The organism is Pseudomonas sp. Yb2C2 (assembly GCF_052112325.1).
In the GTDB taxonomy this organism is placed as follows: Bacteria; Pseudomonadota; Gammaproteobacteria; order Pseudomonadales; family Pseudomonadaceae; genus Aquipseudomonas; species Aquipseudomonas marginalis.
In genome coordinates this window covers 48,991-65,885 of sequence record NZ_JAVAJK010000017.1, presented here as the reverse complement: position 1 = coordinate 65,885, position 16,895 = coordinate 48,991, and the positions used below count along the sequence as shown (strand labels likewise).

Sequence of the window (16,895 nt, the reverse complement as noted above, 5' to 3'; positions counted from 1 at the left end):
GCTTACAGCTCGTCGCGGTCGCGCAGGCTCAGCGGTTCGTCGACCTCGGGCACGGCGATTTCCAGGCCATTGGAGCGCTCCACTTGCTGTTCGGACAGTAGCCCCTCGTTCATCCAGAAGCCGTCCTTGTCCAGCACAAACAGCTTCCCGGTCCTGGCCACGCCCTTCAGGAACACGGTGGGATACACGTCGGGGCCGCCCACCAGGACCAGGCTTTCCTGCGCCGAATAACTGGGCAGGTACTTCAACAGCGCACCGGCCTGGCTCGACAGATAAAGACCCGGCGACGGCCGCGACAGCCCGCGCAACACCCTGATGAAATAACTCAGGAAGGTCGGCGCCACGAAATGACGCGTCAGGGCGATATCCTTCGGCGCCCGGCTGTCGGTGGCCGGCATGCTGTTGTAGAGCAGATGGACACCCGCAACCGCATATGGCTGCGGAAAGTCCGGCAGGGGCGCTGGCGGCACCACCGGTTGTACAGGGCCCAGCGGCCCGCTGTAGAACAGGCGCAGAATCAGCGATTGGTCGGCCCCGGCCGCTACCGGCAAGGTAGCCAGGAACGACGTGCCCGCTGCGTTGGCGAGTATCGCCGAAAGATACTGTTTGCCCCGATATGGCGAAAGCTGGCGCCGGAGATAGCGCGCGGCATCATCCCCATCGGAAAAAACCGGACCGCAGGCCGCACGCCAAGGCGGCACAAACACCTCATCGACACCGGGCTGCCAGAACGTATCGACACGATTGCGCGTGGTCCAGACCTCGCCTCGGACCAGCGTATCCAGGACCCCTTTGTCGAGCAGGCGATGGACGTAACTGAGCAGGGTCATCCGGCCCGCGCGCAACTGCTGCCGTGTTTCAAGCAGCGAGCCCCACGAATCCAGCTGCGCATCCGTGCCCAGGTATTGATACCTGAGCAGGGCACCGTCCGCGCATGACAGGTAAAACGTGAGTTGCTTGCCCCTGATGCCGTGAATCGAGAAGCGGATGCCGATGTCCATGTCCGTGGGCGAAAAAAATGCCTGGTGCAACGGATCCGTGGCCGGCGTGACGCTGTCGCTGCTGGCACACAGGTAGAAGCCTTCCAGCCCATAACCCTGGGGGAAAAGACCGTCGGGAAAGACTTGCGCAAAGTCACGATAGCTCTGGCGCACCAGCGGCATGCTGACCATGTAGTGCCCGTTTTTCTGCGATTTGAACACGTAGCCGAACTGCAGGTGTTCGCCATGCCGACGATGCTGATGGGCATACCGCACCGCGTCCTGCTCCTGGGTGAACAGCGGACTGAACGCCGGGTCTGCCAGTGCGTTCCGGATCGCCAATGGCGCGGGACGGTCGCTATTGACGATGAAGGCGCCAGTGATCCGGCGTGGCGTGCCCCACGTCGGGCTGCCCTCTACCACTCGCAAGATACCCGCATTGGCCAGGCGCGTGACAAATTCGCCAGGCGCCAGCACGGCATTGCGAATCTGACGCTCGAGCAGGTTTTCCAGGCGATCGAGTCGTGTCTCGTCGAGGGGCAAAAGCTGTTTTCTCAGCGCTTCTTCCAGCGCGGAGTGGCTGCGTGTGTAGCTCACCACACAGCCATCGGAACCCAGCAGGTACTCGCGGTTCAGGCGGGCGTCCTGGCCTGCGAGGGCCGATGAAATCACGCGGGTGGACAGCATGTTGCGATAGAGGCCGGCCTGCGCCAGTTCAAGTACGAAGGGCAACTCCCGCGCCGGGCTGGAACGGTAACGTGCAACCACCGTATGGGCCGCCGGGAAGCCACCGGTACTGACCACCTCATCCGGGAAAATCCACTTGGGGTCGAAGTCTTCCTGGGGCACCTTGAGCGGCTCGGTGGCGACAAACAGGCCATCGGGACGCTGCAGAATCAACCCGCCCAGCAGACCATTGCCCTGCAGCAGCGAACGGGCGTGCCGGGCCGCATCGTCCTGGGAATGAAAGGCCGGGCCCAGGCGACGGCGGATGAAGTTGGCGTAGGGTCGCCAGGCCACGCCACCCTGGCCCACCGCTCCCCGGCGGTCCCAGCACTGGCTGGTGTAGAGCACCCGCAGGTCCGCAGGCCGGGCGACCTGTGACACATAGCGCTGGACGTCCAGCGTCCCGTTGTGCAGGTTCATCCCGGCGATGATCACGCCCGTGCCGTCGGTGGCCTCCTTGAGCAGGGAGGATGCCGGAGGTTGGTAGCGCAACAAGGCGCCATCGTGTGTCGACACATACACCGGCAGTATCGCAGTGGCTGCCGGACGCGGCAGATGCCGGGCATCCTGTTCGGCGCGCAGCAGCACCTCGGGGGTGATGAAGAACCGCGCCAGCCAGGCCTCGGGGGTGGGCAATCCCGCCGGCACCCATTGCTGCGAAAACAGCAGGCCGGCCAGCTCGAACCCCTTGGCGAATTCGCCACCGGCCAGATAACCGACGCCCCTGGAGGAGTCACTCAACCAACGCCCGCCGGAGGTGATCGCCAGCAGTTCACTGACCACAAACTCATCGCGCTGCGGATGCTTAAGGATGTACGCCGTACAGCGTTGTGCATCCAGGTTCCTGCCGTACCAGCGCACATGGGCATTGAGTGCCGCGGCATCGAGACTGTCGAAGATCGCGCCGAACGCCGGTGCCTGCAGATCGACTTCGGCGTAGTCGAAGTTGGGCGTCCAGTCGCTGTAGACCCTGCCACGCGGCCCCCACAACGCGCTGCGCACCAGCACGCTCAGGGTGCCGGCATCGGCCAGCCGGGCGACGATGTCCACCGGTTTGAGCTGGCCGCTCTCCAGCCGTTCGAAATAGCCATGCTGGCCGGGCTCGCGCTGGGTATTGCTCAGTACCAGCAGCTCATTGGCAGAACCACTGGGGCGATAGCTGATCAGGTTATTCGGCGAACCGCTCAGATAGGCCGGCAGCCGCGATTCGATCACCGAACGGATCTCCACATCGGAGAACAGCGTGGCGTTGACTTCCAGGTCGGCCAGCGTCCAGCCAAGACGCCGTTGGCGTTCCAGGTCAGCCACGGATAACGCGGTATGCGAACTGTAGCGCGCATAGAGCTGATGGTCCGCAGGCGGCACCAGATAAGCACTGCCGTTGGCAGGGCGCAGCAGGTCGGAGGCGAAGCCGTCGTCGGAAATGGCCACGGGTTCGGTGAACACGAATCGCCCATCGTCTCGCTTGAGGACATACCCGGCATAGGCATTGCTGCGGCGAACGCCGATGCGTTCATGGGCATGCCGCGCAGCGTCGTCCGCGGTCAGGAACATCCCGCTCAAGGGCCGCTCGCCGAAGCCAAGCGGCAAGTGCTCGCTGTCATACAACGGCCCGAGGGTGTTCCACAGGCCACCTTGCTGGACCACCGACAACTCCCCCGCGCGCATCACGCGGCGCACGAAATCCCGCGGCGACAATGTGCCGTCGAGCAAGGCCGCTTCATTGCCGTTGTCGGTCACGGTTTGTCCGTCGACGACAAACAGCTCGTTGGCAGACGAGGCACTCGGCACCTGCCAGTGCAGCAAAGCGTTATCAGCGGTGCGCAGATACAGCTTGAGACCGAGCGCGGCGATCTGCATACCGGCGCTGGCGATCGACTGTCTCATGGCATCCACCAGCACCGCCGGCGTAGCGAAACGCTTATAGAGCCATGCGTCCATGGGTGGCAGCCTCTGCGGCGCCTGTGCTGATTGGGCGTGATAGAGACCCACCAGGCGATAATTCGGCACCAGCCTTGGCTCACCGCGGTCCCCCACGGGAAACAGACTGTCCAGGGTCGTCCCCAACGGCGCCGGCAGCGTAGCGATGTAATTCGAGGTGGTACGGTGTTTCAGCACCACGCCCACCGCCGCCTGCCCCAGCAAGTCGACGCTGCTCAGGGCGACCAGCACCGCACTGTGCCCCATCGACAGCAGCGGGGTAAAAAACGGCAGGTCCTGCACCGAGGTAACAGGGCTGCCCAGGGTCCAGCCGTGCAGCACACGCCCCCGCACCCCACCCCAGACCTTGCTGCCCACCACGACCCGCAAGTCCCCGGCCTGCGCCAGGTTCCACACCGCCCCCTCGAACCCGGTGAGAGGCTGCGCCGGCTCGATCCCCGTCAACTGCCGCAACAGGGATTGTTCGGCCTGGGAACCGCTGCTCGTGTACTTGAGCAATGTGCCGTCAGGACCGGACAGATAATGCACCGGGGTGAAATCACGGTGGGACAGGGCAAACACCTGATCGGCATTCGAGAAGAAGCTGCCGGTCAGCTCGACCTGGTCCGGGTTGAAGCCCGGGTTGTAGCGCTCCACCTCGCCAGGCTCGGCCGGGTAGGAACGGTAGAAGCCCTGGCATTCATAAGAGGGCGGAGCAATGAACTGGGCGCGATCATCCGTGGCCAGGAGGGTGAGGAAGTCGAACCGCGCGCCGGTGCTGACTTGCGGCTCGGTGGCAAAGAAGTGCCCGCCAGGCTTTTTCAGGATGACCCCACCGAACTCACGCTCGCGTCGCGTCCCGATACGCCGGTGAGCCCAGAGCGCCGCATCATCCGCGGACACAAACGCCGGGCTCAAGGCCGGCAGAGTGGCCACGGCGGTCGCGCCGCTCGGCAGGGACGGCTCAGCGGCAAACGCTCGCCAGTGCCGGTCAATCACGCCAGGCGGCCCCCATAGCGCATTGCCCAGGACCACCCGCAGGCGACTGACCCCAGCCAACTTGCGCACGCCTTCGGCAGGCGTATAGGTACCGTCCGCCAGGTCTCTGGCAATCAGGCTGCCGCCCGGCGCCGGCGCGAACAATCGCGTGAATGCGGCCTGGTCCGCCCCTTCCGGCTCCAGCACAAGCAGGCAGTCTGCCGCGCCAGAGAGGTAGCCCGGCACGCGCAGTTGATGAATCCTGTGGGCCTCGACATCAGTAAAGCCCTGGAAGTAGACGCTGGCATCGTCGCGGGTCCACTTCGTCTTGAAGTCGGCATCGAGGTTCCCCCATGACAACGCCATGTGCGAGCCGAACCAGGCGTGCAGTTGATAACCACCGGGCAACGCCAACTGTTTGCTGTAAGCGTCCCACGGATAGAACCCCTGGAACCCATAAGGGTTGGTGCCCGCCTGCAGCAATTGCGTCAGTACAAAGTGCTGGTCGGGGTGCTTCAGAATCAGCGCCACATAGGCGCGGTCACGGCGCTCGCCCACCTGCGCATGGGCAAACTGTGCGGCCTTGTCGGCCGACGAAAACGCCTGGCCGAGGGTGGCCTGCTTGAACGGGAAGCGTGCATAGGGCGTCCAGTTGTTCTCGACCACGCCTTCCACGTCCCACAGCGGGCTGGTCTGTTCGACGCTCAACTCACCGGCTTCGGCCACCTGCTTCACAAACTGGCGCGGGGTCAGGGTTCCCGCCGCGAGGGCCAGGTGAAGGCCGGGCTCATCGGTGGTGAACAATCGCGTTTCCGCCGGTGAGCCGCTGAACCGGTAGCGCAGCAAGGCATTGTCCTTGGTGCGCAGGTACAGCGAGATGCCCAGCACGGAGGGCGCCGTATGCATGTAGCGGCGGGCCGTGGCGATGTAGGCCGCCAGCTCCCGAGGGCTGAAGAACTGCTGGTACAGCCACGGTTCCACCGTCGGAAACTGCGCCGGTACCGGCCGCGACAGATAGAAGAAGCCCTGCAGGTGAAAGCCTTCCGGCAAGGGTGGCCCGCCCGCCAGCAAAGGCAGGTGGTTGTCGGTGGGCAACTGCTCGGCACTGCTGAGTACGAAGGGCTGGGTGGCGGCGAATTCATCGCGCAGCTCATGCTTGAGCAGCAGGGCCATCTGGCTGACATTCGGCATGCGCCGCATGCGCGCCTGCACGGCGTTGAGCGCCTGGGTGGCCTCGGGATACACCGCCCCACAGGCGATGGTGGGCTGGCCGCTGTTCAGTGGCAGATAGGGCCGCCAGCGCTGATCGATGACACCGGGCACCCCGCCCCAGTCATCGCTGGCGACCAGCAACGACAAGCGGCCTACCGACGCCACTTTCTTGATAAAGCCTTCGAGCGTGCCATCGTGACCATCGGCGGGCACGGCCGTGCTGACGTCGTCGATCCAGTCGACAAACTTGCGTTCGGCCTCGGAAAAACCCGGCTGGTACTTGAGCAATACACCCTGGGGGCCCGACAAGTAGGCGGTGCCGAACGCACGCCCTTCGTAGTGGTTGAAGACCACATCGCGGGTGGAAAAAAAGCTGTTGAAGATACGCACCTGGCGATCCCGATAATCGGGATTGAGGGCCTTGAGCTGGGCAAACTGGTCAGGGTGAGAATGCACCCCGCCCACCAGTTTGTAGCCCGCAGGATCGAGGAACTCGTTCTGCGCCCCGCGCTCCAGCAACAGCGAAAAGTCGAACGTCGCCGCCTTGCCGGGAATCGGCTCGGTGGCAAACACTTTGCTATCGGCCAGGCGCTGGAGAATGACACTGCCGTACTCGCGATCGCGCTTGTCGCCAATGCGCTCGTGCACATAGCGTGCAGCATCGTCGGCACTGATAAACCCAGGGCTGAGGGTGTATCGAAGGCCCCTCGCTGCCGCGCGCTCCTCTCTGGATAAATGCTCTTGCATGACACTCCCTTGATCATGTTCGTCGTCGGTGCCCATGGGCACCGGGCTCGCACAACGCTTGCCATGCAGAAGCGTCCTCGCTTGAACCGCCAGCAGGGCGCTGCATAGTTATCGAGGCCCCCAGGCACTCTTTAGGCGCATCCCCTGCACCGCCAACGCCTGCACGCTCCGCATTGGTGCGCCAACGCCAGGCACCGGGCTCCAGCCCCCGCAAAACCGGGTGTTTGGCCATCGGGCACAGCCCTTGCTAGTACCCCTTCAGCGTTCACATCGGCCTATCAAAAAAAACTAAACGTTTACGGAGACCGCACCATGAAGCGTCGCAGCTTGATCAAGGCTTTCACCCTGTCCGCCTCCATTGTCGCCATGGGCCTGACCTGGACCGTGCAGGCCGCCGAGACCATCAAGGTCGGCATCCTGCACTCGCTCTCCGGGACCATGGCCATCTCCGAAACGTCCCTCAAAGACATGGCGCTGATGACCATCGACGAGATCAACGCCAAGGGCGGGGTGAACGGCAAGATGCTTGAGCCGGTGGTGGTGGACCCGGCGTCGAACTGGCCGTTGTTCGCGGAAAAGGGCCGGCAGCTGCTGACCCAGGACAAGGTCGCCGTGGTGTTTGGCTGCTGGACCTCGGTGTCGCGCAAGTCGGTATTGCCGGTGTTCGAAGAGCTCAACGGCCTGCTGTTCTACCCGGTGCAATACGAGGGTGAAGAGATGTCGCCGAACGTGTTCTACACCGGTGCGGCGCCGAACCAGCAGGCGATCCCGGCGGTGGAATACCTGATGAGCGAAGAAGGCGGCAGCGCCAAGCGTTTCTTCCTGCTCGGCACCGACTATGTGTACCCGCGCACCACCAACAAGATCCTGCGCTCGTTCCTGCATTCCAAAGGCGTGGCGGACAAGGACATCGAAGAGGTCTACACCCCGTTCGGCCATGCCGATTACCAGACCATCGTCGCCAACATCAAGAAGTTCTCCGCCGGTGGCAAGACGGCGGTGATTTCCACCGTGAACGGCGACTCCAACGTGCCGTTCTACAAGGAGCTGGCCAACCAGGGTTTGAAGGCGACCGACGTACCGGTGGTGGCCTTCTCCGTGGGTGAAGAAGAACTGCGCGGCATCGACACCAAGCCGCTGGTGGGCAACCTCGCGGCCTGGAACTACTTCCAGTCAGTGGAGAACCCGGTGAACAAGAAGTTTGTCGCCGACTGGAAAGCCTACGCGAAGAAACACAACCTGCCGGGCGCGGACAAAGCGGTGACCAACGACCCGATGGAAGCCACCTACGTGGGCATCCACATGTGGGCGCAGGCAGCCGAGAAAGCCAAGTCCACCGACGTCGACAAAGTGCGCGAAGCCCTGGCCGGCCAGACCTTCGCCGCGCCGTCGGGCTTTACCCTGACCATGGACAAGACCAACCACCACTTGCACAAGCCGGTGATGATCGGCGAGATCCAGTCTGACGGGCAGTTCTCGGTGGTATGGCAGACCCAGGAGCCGATCCGGGCGCAGCCGTGGAGCCCGTACATTCCTGGCAATGACAAAAAGCCGGACTACGCGGTGAAGAGCAACTAAAGCCCGACCACAGGTCAACTGTGGGAGGGGGCTTGCCCCCGATAGCGGCGTGTCAGGCAATGCACTTGTCACTGACCCACTGCTATCGGGGGCAAGCCCCCTCCCACACTGTCCGCGCATGACTAGGACATTTGTTTATGCCCGCTGCCCTCAATCGCTATTTCCTGGCATTGCTGCTGTTACTGCCTTTGGCGGTACATGCCGGCGACGCCGAAGACTTCCTGGCCGCCAACCCGACGCAACAAGCCAAGCTCCTCCAGGACTGGGCCGCCCAGCCCGACCCGGCGCGCATCGAGTTGGTGGACGCCCTGCAACAAGGTCAGCTCACGCTCAACGGCGAGACCAAGACCGTGCGCCTGAACAACCGCCTGCGCGGCTTGATCGACAACGTGCAGGCCAGCCAGCAACTGCTCGCCGCCGACCCCAAGGTGCGCCTGGCCGCGGCACGCACCCTGCAAAAAAGCGCGCAACCTGCGCAACTCAAGTTTCTTGACCAGCAGGTCGCCGCCGAGACCAATGAGGACGTGCACACAGCCCTCAGCCTGGCCCTGGCCAACCTGCAACTGGTCGACACCGACCCGGCCGTGCGCCTCGCCGCCGTGCGTTTGCTCGGCAGTACCGGCGACCCGCTGGCCCGCACGCGCCTCGAAGCGCTGCTGGCGCCCGGGGTGGAAACCGACGCCGCCGTGCACACCGCCGCCGAGACCAGCCTGGCACAGGTCAAACGAAAACTGATGATGGGTGAGATCCTCGGCCAGGCCTTCAGCGGCATGTCCCTGGGCTCGATCCTGCTGCTGGCGGCCCTGGGCCTGGCGATCACCTTCGGCCTGCTCGGTGTGATCAACATGGCCCACGGCGAGATGCTGATGCTCGGCGCCTACTCCACCTATGTGGTGCAGCTGCTGATGCAGCGCTACGTGCCGGCGGCCATCGAGTTCTACCCGCTGATCGCGCTGCCGGTGGCGTTCTTCGTCACCGCCGCCATCGGCATGGCCCTGGAACGTACGGTGATTCGTCACCTGTACGGGCGCCCGCTGGAAACCCTGCTCGCCACCTGGGGCATCAGCCTGATGCTGATCCAACTGGTGCGCCTGGTGTTCGGCGCGCAGAACGTCGAGGTCTCCAACCCTGCGTGGTTGTCCGGCGGGATCCAGGTGCTGCCCAACCTGGTGCTGCCGTACAACCGCATCGTGATCATCGCCTTCGCACTGTTTGTGGTGGTGCTGACGTGGCTGCTGCTGAACAAGACCCGCCTGGGCCTCAACGTGCGCGCCGTCACCCAGAACCGCAACATGGCCGCCTGCTGCGGCGTGCCCACCGGGCGTGTGGACATGCTCGCCTTTGGCCTGGGCTCCGGCATCGCCGGGCTTGGCGGGGTGGCGCTGAGCCAGATCGGCAACGTCGGTCCGGACCTGGGCCAGAGCTATATCATCGACTCGTTCCTGGTGGTGGTGCTCGGCGGTGTGGGCCAGTTGGCCGGTAGCGTCATGGCGGCGTTTGGCTTGGGTATCGCCAACAAGATCCTGGAACCACAGATCGGTGCCGTGCTCGGCAAGATCCTGATCCTCGCGCTGATCATTCTGTTTATCCAGAAACGCCCGCAGGGACTCTTCGCACTGAAAGGACGGGTGATCGACTGATGAACCAGCCATTGATGCTTACGGCCACGCAAAAGGCCGGCACCCAGGTGACGATTGCAGTCGGCGCGGTGGTGCTGTTGCTGCTGCTGGCCCTGCCGTTGTGTTCGCTGCTGTCGCCGGAAAACCCGCTGCATGTATCGGCCTACACCCTGACACTGGTGGGCAAGATCCTCTGCTACGCCATTGTCGCCCTGGCCCTGGACCTGGTGTGGGGCTACGCGGGGATGTTGTCCCTGGGTCACGGCCTGTTCTTTGCCCTCGGTGGCTATGCCATGGGCATGTACCTGATGCGCCAGGCTTCCGGCGATGAGCTGCCGGCGTTCATGACGTTTTTGTCGTGGACCGAATTGCCCTGGTATTGGGTCGGCACCGAGCACTTCCTCTGGGCCCTGTGCCTGGTGGTGTTGGCGCCGGGCGTGCTGGCGCTGGTGTTCGGTTTTTTTGCCTTTCGCTCGCGGATCAAGGGCGTGTATTTCTCGATCATGACCCAGGCGCTGACCTTTGCCGGGATGCTGTTGTTCTTTCGCAACGAGACCGGGTTCGGCGGCAATAACGGCTTCACCAACTTCCGCAGCATCCTCGGTTTCGGCATCACCGAACCGGGCACGCGGGCGGTGCTGTTCGTGGCCACGGTGGTGCTGCTGGTGGCGAGCCTGTACATCGGCTGGCGCCTGGCCCGGAGCAAGTTCGGCCGGGTGCTGACCGCCCTGCGCGATGCCGAGAACCGCCTGATGTTCTGCGGCTACGACCCGCGCGGCTTCAAGCTGTTCGTGTGGGTGCTGAGCGCGGTGCTGTGCGGCCTGGCAGGCGCCTTGTACGTGCCGCAGGTGGGCATCATCAACCCGAGTGAAATGTCGCCGACCAACTCCATCGAAGCCGCCGTGTGGGTGGCCCTGGGCGGGCGTGGCACGCTGATCGGGCCGTTGCTTGGCGCCGGCGTGGTCAACGGCATGAAGAGCTGGTTCACCGTGGCCTTCCCGGAGTACTGGCTGTTCTTCCTCGGGGCGCTGTTCATCATCGTCACCCTGTACCTGCCCAAGGGCGTTATCGGGCTGTTGAAGAAATGAGGAACGTCATGCTCGAACCTATTTTCGATGCGGGCAGCGGCCGCGATGCCATCGGCATCGGCCAGGCCGCAGGCACCGGCCTGAACACCCGCCACGGCACCATCCTGACCCTGGAAGATATCAGCGTCAGCTTCGATGGGTTCAAGGCGCTCAACGACTTGAACCTGTACATCGGCGTCGGTGAATTGCGCTGCATCATCGGCCCCAACGGCGCGGGCAAGACCACCCTGATGGACGTGATCACCGGCAAGACCCGGCCCAGCCACGGCAAGGCCTGGTTTGGCGAAACCCTCGACTTGACCAGCATGAGCGAAGTGCAGATCGCCCAGGCCGGCATCGGCCGCAAGTTCCAGAAACCCACGGTGTTCGAAGCCCTGAGCGTGTTCGAAAACCTGGAGCTGGCGCAGAAGACCGACAAGTCGGTGTGGGCCAGCCTGCGTGCGCGCCTGAGCGGCGAGCAAAAGGATGGAATCGACGAAGTGCTCGACACCATCCGCCTCACCGCCTCCGTGCATCGGCCCGCCGGCTTGCTCTCCCACGGCCAGAAGCAGTTCCTGGAAATCGGCATGCTGCTGATGCAAGACCCGCAACTGCTGCTGCTGGACGAACCGGTGGCGGGCATGACCGACGCCGAGACCGAATTCACCGCCGAACTGTTCAAGCGCCTGGCGGGCAAGCATTCGTTGATGGTGGTGGAACACGACATGGGCTTTGTCGGCTCGATTGCCGACCACGTGACCGTGTTGCACCAGGGCAGCGTGCTGGCCGAAGGGTCGCTGGAACAGGTGCAGGAAAATGAGCGGGTGATCGAGGTGTACCTCGGTCGCTAAGGAGAACTGAACATGCTGCAAGTCGACAAGCTGCACCAATACTACGGCGGTAGCCACATCCTGCGCGGTCTGTCCTTTGACGTGAAGATCGGCGAAGTCACCTGCCTGCTCGGCCGTAACGGCGTGGGCAAGACCACCCTGCTCAAATGTCTGATGGGTTTGCTGCCGGCCAAGGAAGGCGCGGTGAACTGGGAGGGCAAGGCCATCACCGGCTTCAAGCCGCACCAGCGGGTGCACGCAGGGATCGCCTATGTGCCCCAGGGCCGGGAGATTTTCGGGCGGCTGACGGTGGAGGAAAACCTGTTGATGGGGCTGTCGCGTTTCCCCGGTGCCGAAGCCAAGGAAGTGCCGGCGTTTATCTATGAACTGTTCCCGGTTTTGCTGCAAATGAAGCACCGGCGCGGCGGCGACCTGTCCGGCGGTCAGCAGCAACAGTTGGCCATCGGCCGCGCCCTGGCCAGCCGCCCGCGCCTGTTGATCCTCGATGAGCCCACCGAAGGCATCCAGCCCTCGGTGATCAAGGAGATCGGCGCCGTGATCAAGAAGCTCGCGGCGCGCGGCGATATGGCGATCCTGTTGGTGGAGCAGTTCTACGACTTTGCCGCCGAGCTGGCCGACCAGTACCTGGTGATGTCGCGCGGTGAAATCGTGCAGCAGGGCCGTGGTGAAAATATGGAGAGTGAGGGTGTGCGCGGTTTGGTTACCATCTAACCTGTAGCGTCCTGACGATAAGCACAAGAAACCATGAACCTGCCCGTTTCCCCTGCCCTGTTCACCCCCAGCTGGCACGCCGAGCTGGACCTCGGCTACGCGCGTTTCGGCGACACCACGCGCCCGGTGATGCGCCGTCACCTTGGCCCGCTGCGGGTGCAAAAGCACCTGTATGCCGAAGGCCCCGAGGTGTGCCAGCACATCATCGTGCACCCGCCTGGCGGGATTGCCGGCGGTGACCGCCTGGACATCCGCGCCCATGTCGCCGAGGGTGCGTGGGCGCAATTGACCAGCCCCGGCGCGGCGAAGTGGTATCGCGCCAGCGGCCCGGCGTATCAGCAACTTGATCTCACCGTGGAGGCCGGCGCGACCCTGGAATGGCTGCCCCAGGAAACCATTGTGTTCAGCGCCGCCCAGGCCGAACTCAGCACCCGCATCGACCTGCACGGCGATGCCCGGCTGTTCTACTGGGACGTGATCGCCCTGGGGCGTCCGGCCAGTGGCGAGCGCTTCGACCTGGGCCACTTTCAATCGCACCTGGATATCCGCCGCGACGGCCAGTTGCTCTGGCACGAGCGCCAGCGCATTGTGGGCGCCGATGGCCTGCTCGACTCGCCCATCGGCCTGGACGGCCAACCGGTATTCGCCACCCTGCTGGTGACCGGCGATATCGAGCCCGAATTACTCGAACACTGCCGCGCCCTGCCCCACGCCGTGCGCGGCGACCTGACCCAACTGCCCGGCTTGCTGGTCGCCCGCTGCCTGGCCAGTGAAGCGCTGCTGGCGCGGGGGTGGTTGATTGATTTATGGAAACTGTTACGCCCGGCGGTGCTAGGACGGGAAGCAGTCTCACCACGAATATGGAGCACATGAAGATCAAAATGTGGGAGGGGGCTTGCTCCCGATGGCGGTGGGTCAGTGAAAGATGTATTGCCTGACACCCCCCATCGGGGGCAAGCCTCCTCCCACACTTGATCTCTGTTGTATTTAAGAATGCATTCTTTGAAGGACCTTGAACCATGGACCTGACCCCACGGGAAAAAGACAAACTGCTGATCTTCACCGCCGGCTTAGTCGCCGAACGGCGCCTGGCGCGCGGTGTGAAGCTCAACTACCCGGAAACCATCGCCTATATCTCCGCAGCCTTGATGGAAGGCGCCCGCGATGGCCGCACCGTGGCCGACCTGATGCACTACGGCACCACCCTGCTCAGCCGTGAACAGGTGATGGAAGGCATCCCGGAAATGATCCCGGACATCCAGGTGGAAGCCACCTTCCCCGATGGCACCAAGCTGGTGACCGTCCACCAACCCATCGCGTGAGGCACGGCCATGATTCGTGATGCAACCGAGCAAGACCTGCCGGCGATCCGCGACATCTACAACGACGCGGTACTCAACACCACGGCGATCTGGAACGAACAACTGGTGGATCTCGGCAACCGCCAGGCCTGGCTCAGTGCACGCCAGGCCCAGGGCTATCCGATTCTGGTGGCGACCGAAAATGAACAAGTGATCGGCTATGCCTCGTTTGGCGATTGGCGCGCGTTCGAAGGCTACCGCTACAGCGTCGAACACTCGGTGTATGTACGCAACGACCAGCGCGGCAAGGGCCTTGGCCCACGGCTGATGCAGGCCCTGATCGAACGCGCCAGAACCTGTGGCAAACACGTGATGGTCGCGGCCATCGAAAGCGGCAACCTGGCCTCGATCCGCCTGCATGAGCGCCTGGGTTTCGTCACCACCGGGCAAATGCCTCAGGTGGGCATCAAGTTCGGCCGCTGGCTGGACCTGACCTTTATGCAACTGACATTGAATCCGGGCGCGCAACCGCCCAAGGAGTGAGTTCGATGAACGCCGCGCAACTGCGTCGAGTCAATGCTGAAAGTTTTGCCCACTACCGTCGGGGCCTGATCGAGCTGTTGCTGGATGCGGTCAAGCACGGTGCGTCGGTGGGTTTCATGGCCGACTTCGATGAAGCCCAGGCCCGTGCCTATCTGGACGGGGTACAGGCGAGCATTGAAGACGCCAGCCTGTTGCTGTGGGTGGTGGTGCGCGATGAGCAGGTGATCGCCAGCGTGCAGTTGGCGCTGTGCCAGAAAGCCAACGGCCTGAACCGCGCCGAAGTGCAAAAGCTGCTGGTGCACAGCAACGCGCGGCGCCACGGCCTGGGCCAACAATTGATGAACACCCTGGAACTCGCCGCGCGCCAGCACAAGCGCGGCCTGCTGTACCTGGACACCGAAGCCGGCTCGCCTGCCGAAGCCTTCTACCAGTCGCTGCGCTACACCAAGATCGGTGAACTGCCCGACTACTGCCAAAGCCCGGACGGGCGCTATAGCCCGACCGCCATCTACTTCAAGACCCTGGGGCAACCTGCATGATTCCTGGCGAATATCAGATCCAGCCTGGCGAGATCGAACTCAACGTCGGCCGACGCACCGTCACCCTCAGTGTGGCCAACAGCGGCGACCGGCCGATCCAGGTGGGTTCGCACTACCATTTTTTCGAGACCAATGATGCGCTGACATTTGACCGCCCATTGAGCCGCGGCATGCGCCTGAATATTCCGGCGGGCACGGCGGTGCGGTTCGAGCCGGGGCAGAGCCGTGAGGTCGAGCTGGTGGATTTGAGCGGCGGGCGGCGGGTGTTCGGGTTTGCCGGGCGGATCATGGGCGACCTTTAGGGCCTCATCGGGGGCAAGCCCCCTCCCACAGGGGAACGCATTCCAAAGGTGGTAGGGGGCTTGCCCCCGATAGCGATTTCACATTCAACACAAATATTTCAGGGCACACACATGAAAATCAGCCGCCAAGCCTACGCCGACATGTACGGCCCCACCGTCGGTGACAAGGTCCGCCTGGCCGACACCGAGCTGTTCGTCGAAGTCGAGCAGGACTTCACCGTCTACGGCGAAGAAGTGAAATTCGGCGGCGGCAAAGTGATCCGCGACGGCCAGGGCCAGAGCCAATTGCTCGCCCATGAAGTCGTCGACACCCTGATCACCAACGCGCTGATCATCGACCACTGGGGCATCGTCAAGGCCGACGTCGGCTTGAAGAACGGCCGCATCCACGCGATCGGCAAGGCCGGTAACCCGGATATCCAGCCCGGCGTGACCATGGCCATCGGCGCCAGCACCGAAGTGATCGCCGGCGAAGGCATGATCCTCACCGCCGGCGGCATCGACTCCCATGTGCATTTCATCTGTCCGCAGCAGATCGAAGAGGCGCTGACCAGCGGTGTCACCACCATGATCGGCGGCGGTACCGGGCCGGCCACCGGCACCAACGCCACCACCTGCACCTCCGGGCCCTGGCACCTGGCGCGCATGCTGCAGGCCAGCGACTCGTTCCCGATGAACATCGGGTTTACCGGCAAGGGCAACGCCAGCTTGCCCGAGCCGTTGATCGAACAGGTCAAGGCCGGCGCCATCGGCTTGAAGCTGCACGAAGACTGGGGCACCACGCCCGCCAGCATCGACAACTGCCTGAGCGTCGCCGACCAGTACGACGTACAGGTGGCGATCCACAGCGACACCCTCAACGAATCCGGCTTTGTCGAAACCACCCTGGCCGCGCTCAAGGGCCGCACCATCCACACCTACCACACCGAAGGTGCCGGCGGCGGCCACGCGCCGGACATCATCAAGGCCTGCGGCTTTCCCAACGTGCTGCCCAGTTCCACCAACCCGACGCGGCCGTTCACGCGCAACACCATCGACGAGCACCTGGACATGCTGATGGTCTGCCATCACCTGGACCCGAGCATTGCCGAAGACGTGGCCTTCGCCGAAAGCCGCATCCGCCGCGAGACCATCGCCGCCGAAGACATCCTGCACGACCTCGGCGCGTTCTCGATGATCAGCTCCGACAGCCAGGCCATGGGCCGCGTCGGTGAAGTGATCACGCGCACCTGGCAGACCGCCGACAAGATGAAGAAACAGCGCGGCGCCCTGCCCGGTGACGGCCCGGGCAACGACAACTTCCGCGCCAAGCGCTACATCGCCAAGTACACCATCAACCCGGCGATTACCCATGGCATCAGCCATATCGTCGGCTCCATCGAAGTGGGCAAGTGGGCTGACCTGGTGCTGTGGCGCCCGGCGTTCTTCGGCATCAAGCCGACCCTGATCCTCAAGGGCGGTGCGATTGCGTCCAGCCTGATGGGCGATGCCAATGCGTCGATCCCCACCCCGCAGCCGGTGCACTACCGCCCGATGTTCGCCAGTTTCGGCAGCTCATTGCATGCCACCAGCCTGACGTTTATCAGCCAGGCGGCGCTGGACGCAGGCTTGCCGCAAGCCCTGGGTTTGAAGAAGCAGATTGGGGTGGTGAAGGGCTGTCGCGATGTGCAGAAAACCGACCTGATCCACAACGATTACCTGCCGGACATCGAGGTGGACCCACAGACCTATCAGGTCAAGGCCGACGGGGTGCTGCTGTGGTGTGAACCGGCGGATGTGTTGCCGATGGCGCAGCGGTATTTCCTGTTCTGACTTGAAACC

12 protein-coding genes are annotated in these 16,895 nt (G+C 63.7%); 11 read left to right on the top strand and 1 reads right to left on the bottom strand.

Annotated elements, in window-relative coordinates:
* Positions 1–2: 2 nt before the first annotated feature.
* A complete protein-coding gene (locus Q8X51_RS22395; RefSeq protein ID WP_407693597.1) occupies positions 3–6,563 on the bottom strand; it encodes a hypothetical protein in 6,561 nt (2,186 codons plus the stop codon).
* A 312-nt stretch (positions 6,564–6,875) separates the two neighbouring features.
* On the opposite strand from Q8X51_RS22395, the gene urtA reads away from it, so the two are divergent.
* From urtA to ureC, 11 genes are all read left to right on the top strand, one after another.
* Positions 6,876–8,141 (top strand): urea ABC transporter substrate-binding protein, encoded by a 1,266-nt coding sequence (urtA, locus tag Q8X51_RS22390; RefSeq protein ID WP_027607732.1) that lies wholly within the window; start codon positions 6,876–6,878, stop codon positions 8,139–8,141.
* 137 nt (positions 8,142–8,278) lie between these two features.
* Complete coding sequence (urtB, locus tag Q8X51_RS22385) at positions 8,279–9,781, top strand: urea ABC transporter permease subunit UrtB (protein ID WP_074848620.1); 1,503 nt, start codon at positions 8,279–8,281, stop codon at positions 9,779–9,781.
* Positions 9,781–10,848 carry an urea ABC transporter permease subunit UrtC gene (gene urtC / locus Q8X51_RS22380; RefSeq protein WP_065947150.1) on the top strand — a complete coding sequence of 356 codons (1,068 nt, stop codon included), beginning with the start codon at positions 9,781–9,783 and terminating at the stop codon, positions 10,846–10,848. The genes urtB and urtC overlap by 1 nt, the downstream gene beginning before the upstream one ends.
* Complete coding sequence (urtD, locus tag Q8X51_RS22375; protein WP_174562753.1) at positions 10,845–11,678, top strand: urea ABC transporter ATP-binding protein UrtD; 834 nt, start codon at positions 10,845–10,847, stop codon at positions 11,676–11,678. The genes urtC and urtD overlap by 4 nt, the downstream gene beginning before the upstream one ends.
* 12 nt (positions 11,679–11,690) lie before the next feature.
* Positions 11,691–12,389, top strand: a complete 699-nt coding sequence (urtE, locus tag Q8X51_RS22370) for an urea ABC transporter ATP-binding subunit UrtE (RefSeq protein ID WP_016972546.1) — start codon at positions 11,691–11,693, stop codon at positions 12,387–12,389.
* A gap of 33 nt (positions 12,390–12,422) precedes the next feature.
* The gene (locus tag Q8X51_RS22365; protein WP_027607727.1) at positions 12,423–13,262 is read left to right on the top strand and encodes an urease accessory protein UreD; all 840 of its coding nucleotides are present in this window, start codon (positions 12,423–12,425) and stop codon (positions 13,260–13,262) included.
* A gap of 146 nt (positions 13,263–13,408) precedes the next feature.
* The gene (gene ureA / locus Q8X51_RS22360) at positions 13,409–13,711 is read left to right on the top strand and encodes an urease subunit gamma (protein ID WP_003171437.1); all 303 of its coding nucleotides are present in this window, start codon (positions 13,409–13,411) and stop codon (positions 13,709–13,711) included.
* Positions 13,712–13,720: 9 nt separating this feature from the next.
* Positions 13,721–14,233: a GNAT family N-acetyltransferase gene (locus Q8X51_RS22355; RefSeq protein ID WP_065925589.1), complete on the top strand. Its 513-nt coding sequence runs from the start codon at positions 13,721–13,723 to the stop codon at positions 14,231–14,233.
* 5 nt (positions 14,234–14,238) lie between these two features.
* A complete protein-coding gene (locus tag Q8X51_RS22350; RefSeq protein ID WP_027607725.1) occupies positions 14,239–14,772 on the top strand; it encodes a GNAT family N-acetyltransferase in 534 nt (177 codons plus the stop codon).
* On the top strand, positions 14,769–15,074 hold the full coding sequence (locus Q8X51_RS22345) for an urease subunit beta (protein ID WP_027607724.1): 306 nt from the start codon (positions 14,769–14,771) through the stop codon (positions 15,072–15,074). The genes Q8X51_RS22350 and Q8X51_RS22345 overlap by 4 nt, the downstream gene beginning before the upstream one ends.
* A gap of 111 nt (positions 15,075–15,185) precedes the next feature.
* Positions 15,186–16,886: an urease subunit alpha gene (ureC, locus tag Q8X51_RS22340; protein ID WP_065925590.1), complete on the top strand. Its 1,701-nt coding sequence runs from the start codon at positions 15,186–15,188 to the stop codon at positions 16,884–16,886.
* The last annotated feature ends 9 nt before the right edge of the window (positions 16,887–16,895 follow it).

Excerpts from the sequence above, each read along its gene's own strand:
- Q8X51_RS22365 (WP_027607727.1), top strand. The coding sequence starts at position 12,423 with ATGAACCTGCCCGTTTCCCCTGCCCTGTTCACCCCCAGCTGGCACGCC.
- urtA (WP_027607732.1), top strand. The coding sequence starts at position 6,876 with ATGAAGCGTCGCAGCTTGATCAAGGCTTTCACCCTGTCCGCCTCCATT.
- Q8X51_RS22355 (WP_065925589.1), top strand. The coding sequence starts at position 13,721 with ATGATTCGTGATGCAACCGAGCAAGACCTGCCGGCGATCCGCGACATC.
- Q8X51_RS22345 (WP_027607724.1), top strand. The coding sequence starts at position 14,769 with ATGATTCCTGGCGAATATCAGATCCAGCCTGGCGAGATCGAACTCAAC.
- ureA (WP_003171437.1), top strand. The coding sequence starts at position 13,409 with ATGGACCTGACCCCACGGGAAAAAGACAAACTGCTGATCTTCACCGCC.
- urtC (WP_065947150.1), top strand. The coding sequence starts at position 9,781 with ATGAACCAGCCATTGATGCTTACGGCCACGCAAAAGGCCGGCACCCAG.
- urtD (WP_174562753.1), top strand. The coding sequence starts at position 10,845 with ATGAGGAACGTCATGCTCGAACCTATTTTCGATGCGGGCAGCGGCCGC.
- Q8X51_RS22350 (WP_027607725.1), top strand. The coding sequence starts at position 14,239 with ATGAACGCCGCGCAACTGCGTCGAGTCAATGCTGAAAGTTTTGCCCAC.
- Q8X51_RS22395 (WP_407693597.1), bottom strand. The coding sequence starts at position 6,563 with ATGCAAGAGCATTTATCCAGAGAGGAGCGCGCGGCAGCGAGGGGCCTT.
- urtE (WP_016972546.1), top strand. The coding sequence starts at position 11,691 with ATGCTGCAAGTCGACAAGCTGCACCAATACTACGGCGGTAGCCACATC.
- urtB (WP_074848620.1), top strand. The coding sequence starts at position 8,279 with ATGCCCGCTGCCCTCAATCGCTATTTCCTGGCATTGCTGCTGTTACTG.
- ureC (WP_065925590.1), top strand. The coding sequence starts at position 15,186 with ATGAAAATCAGCCGCCAAGCCTACGCCGACATGTACGGCCCCACCGTC.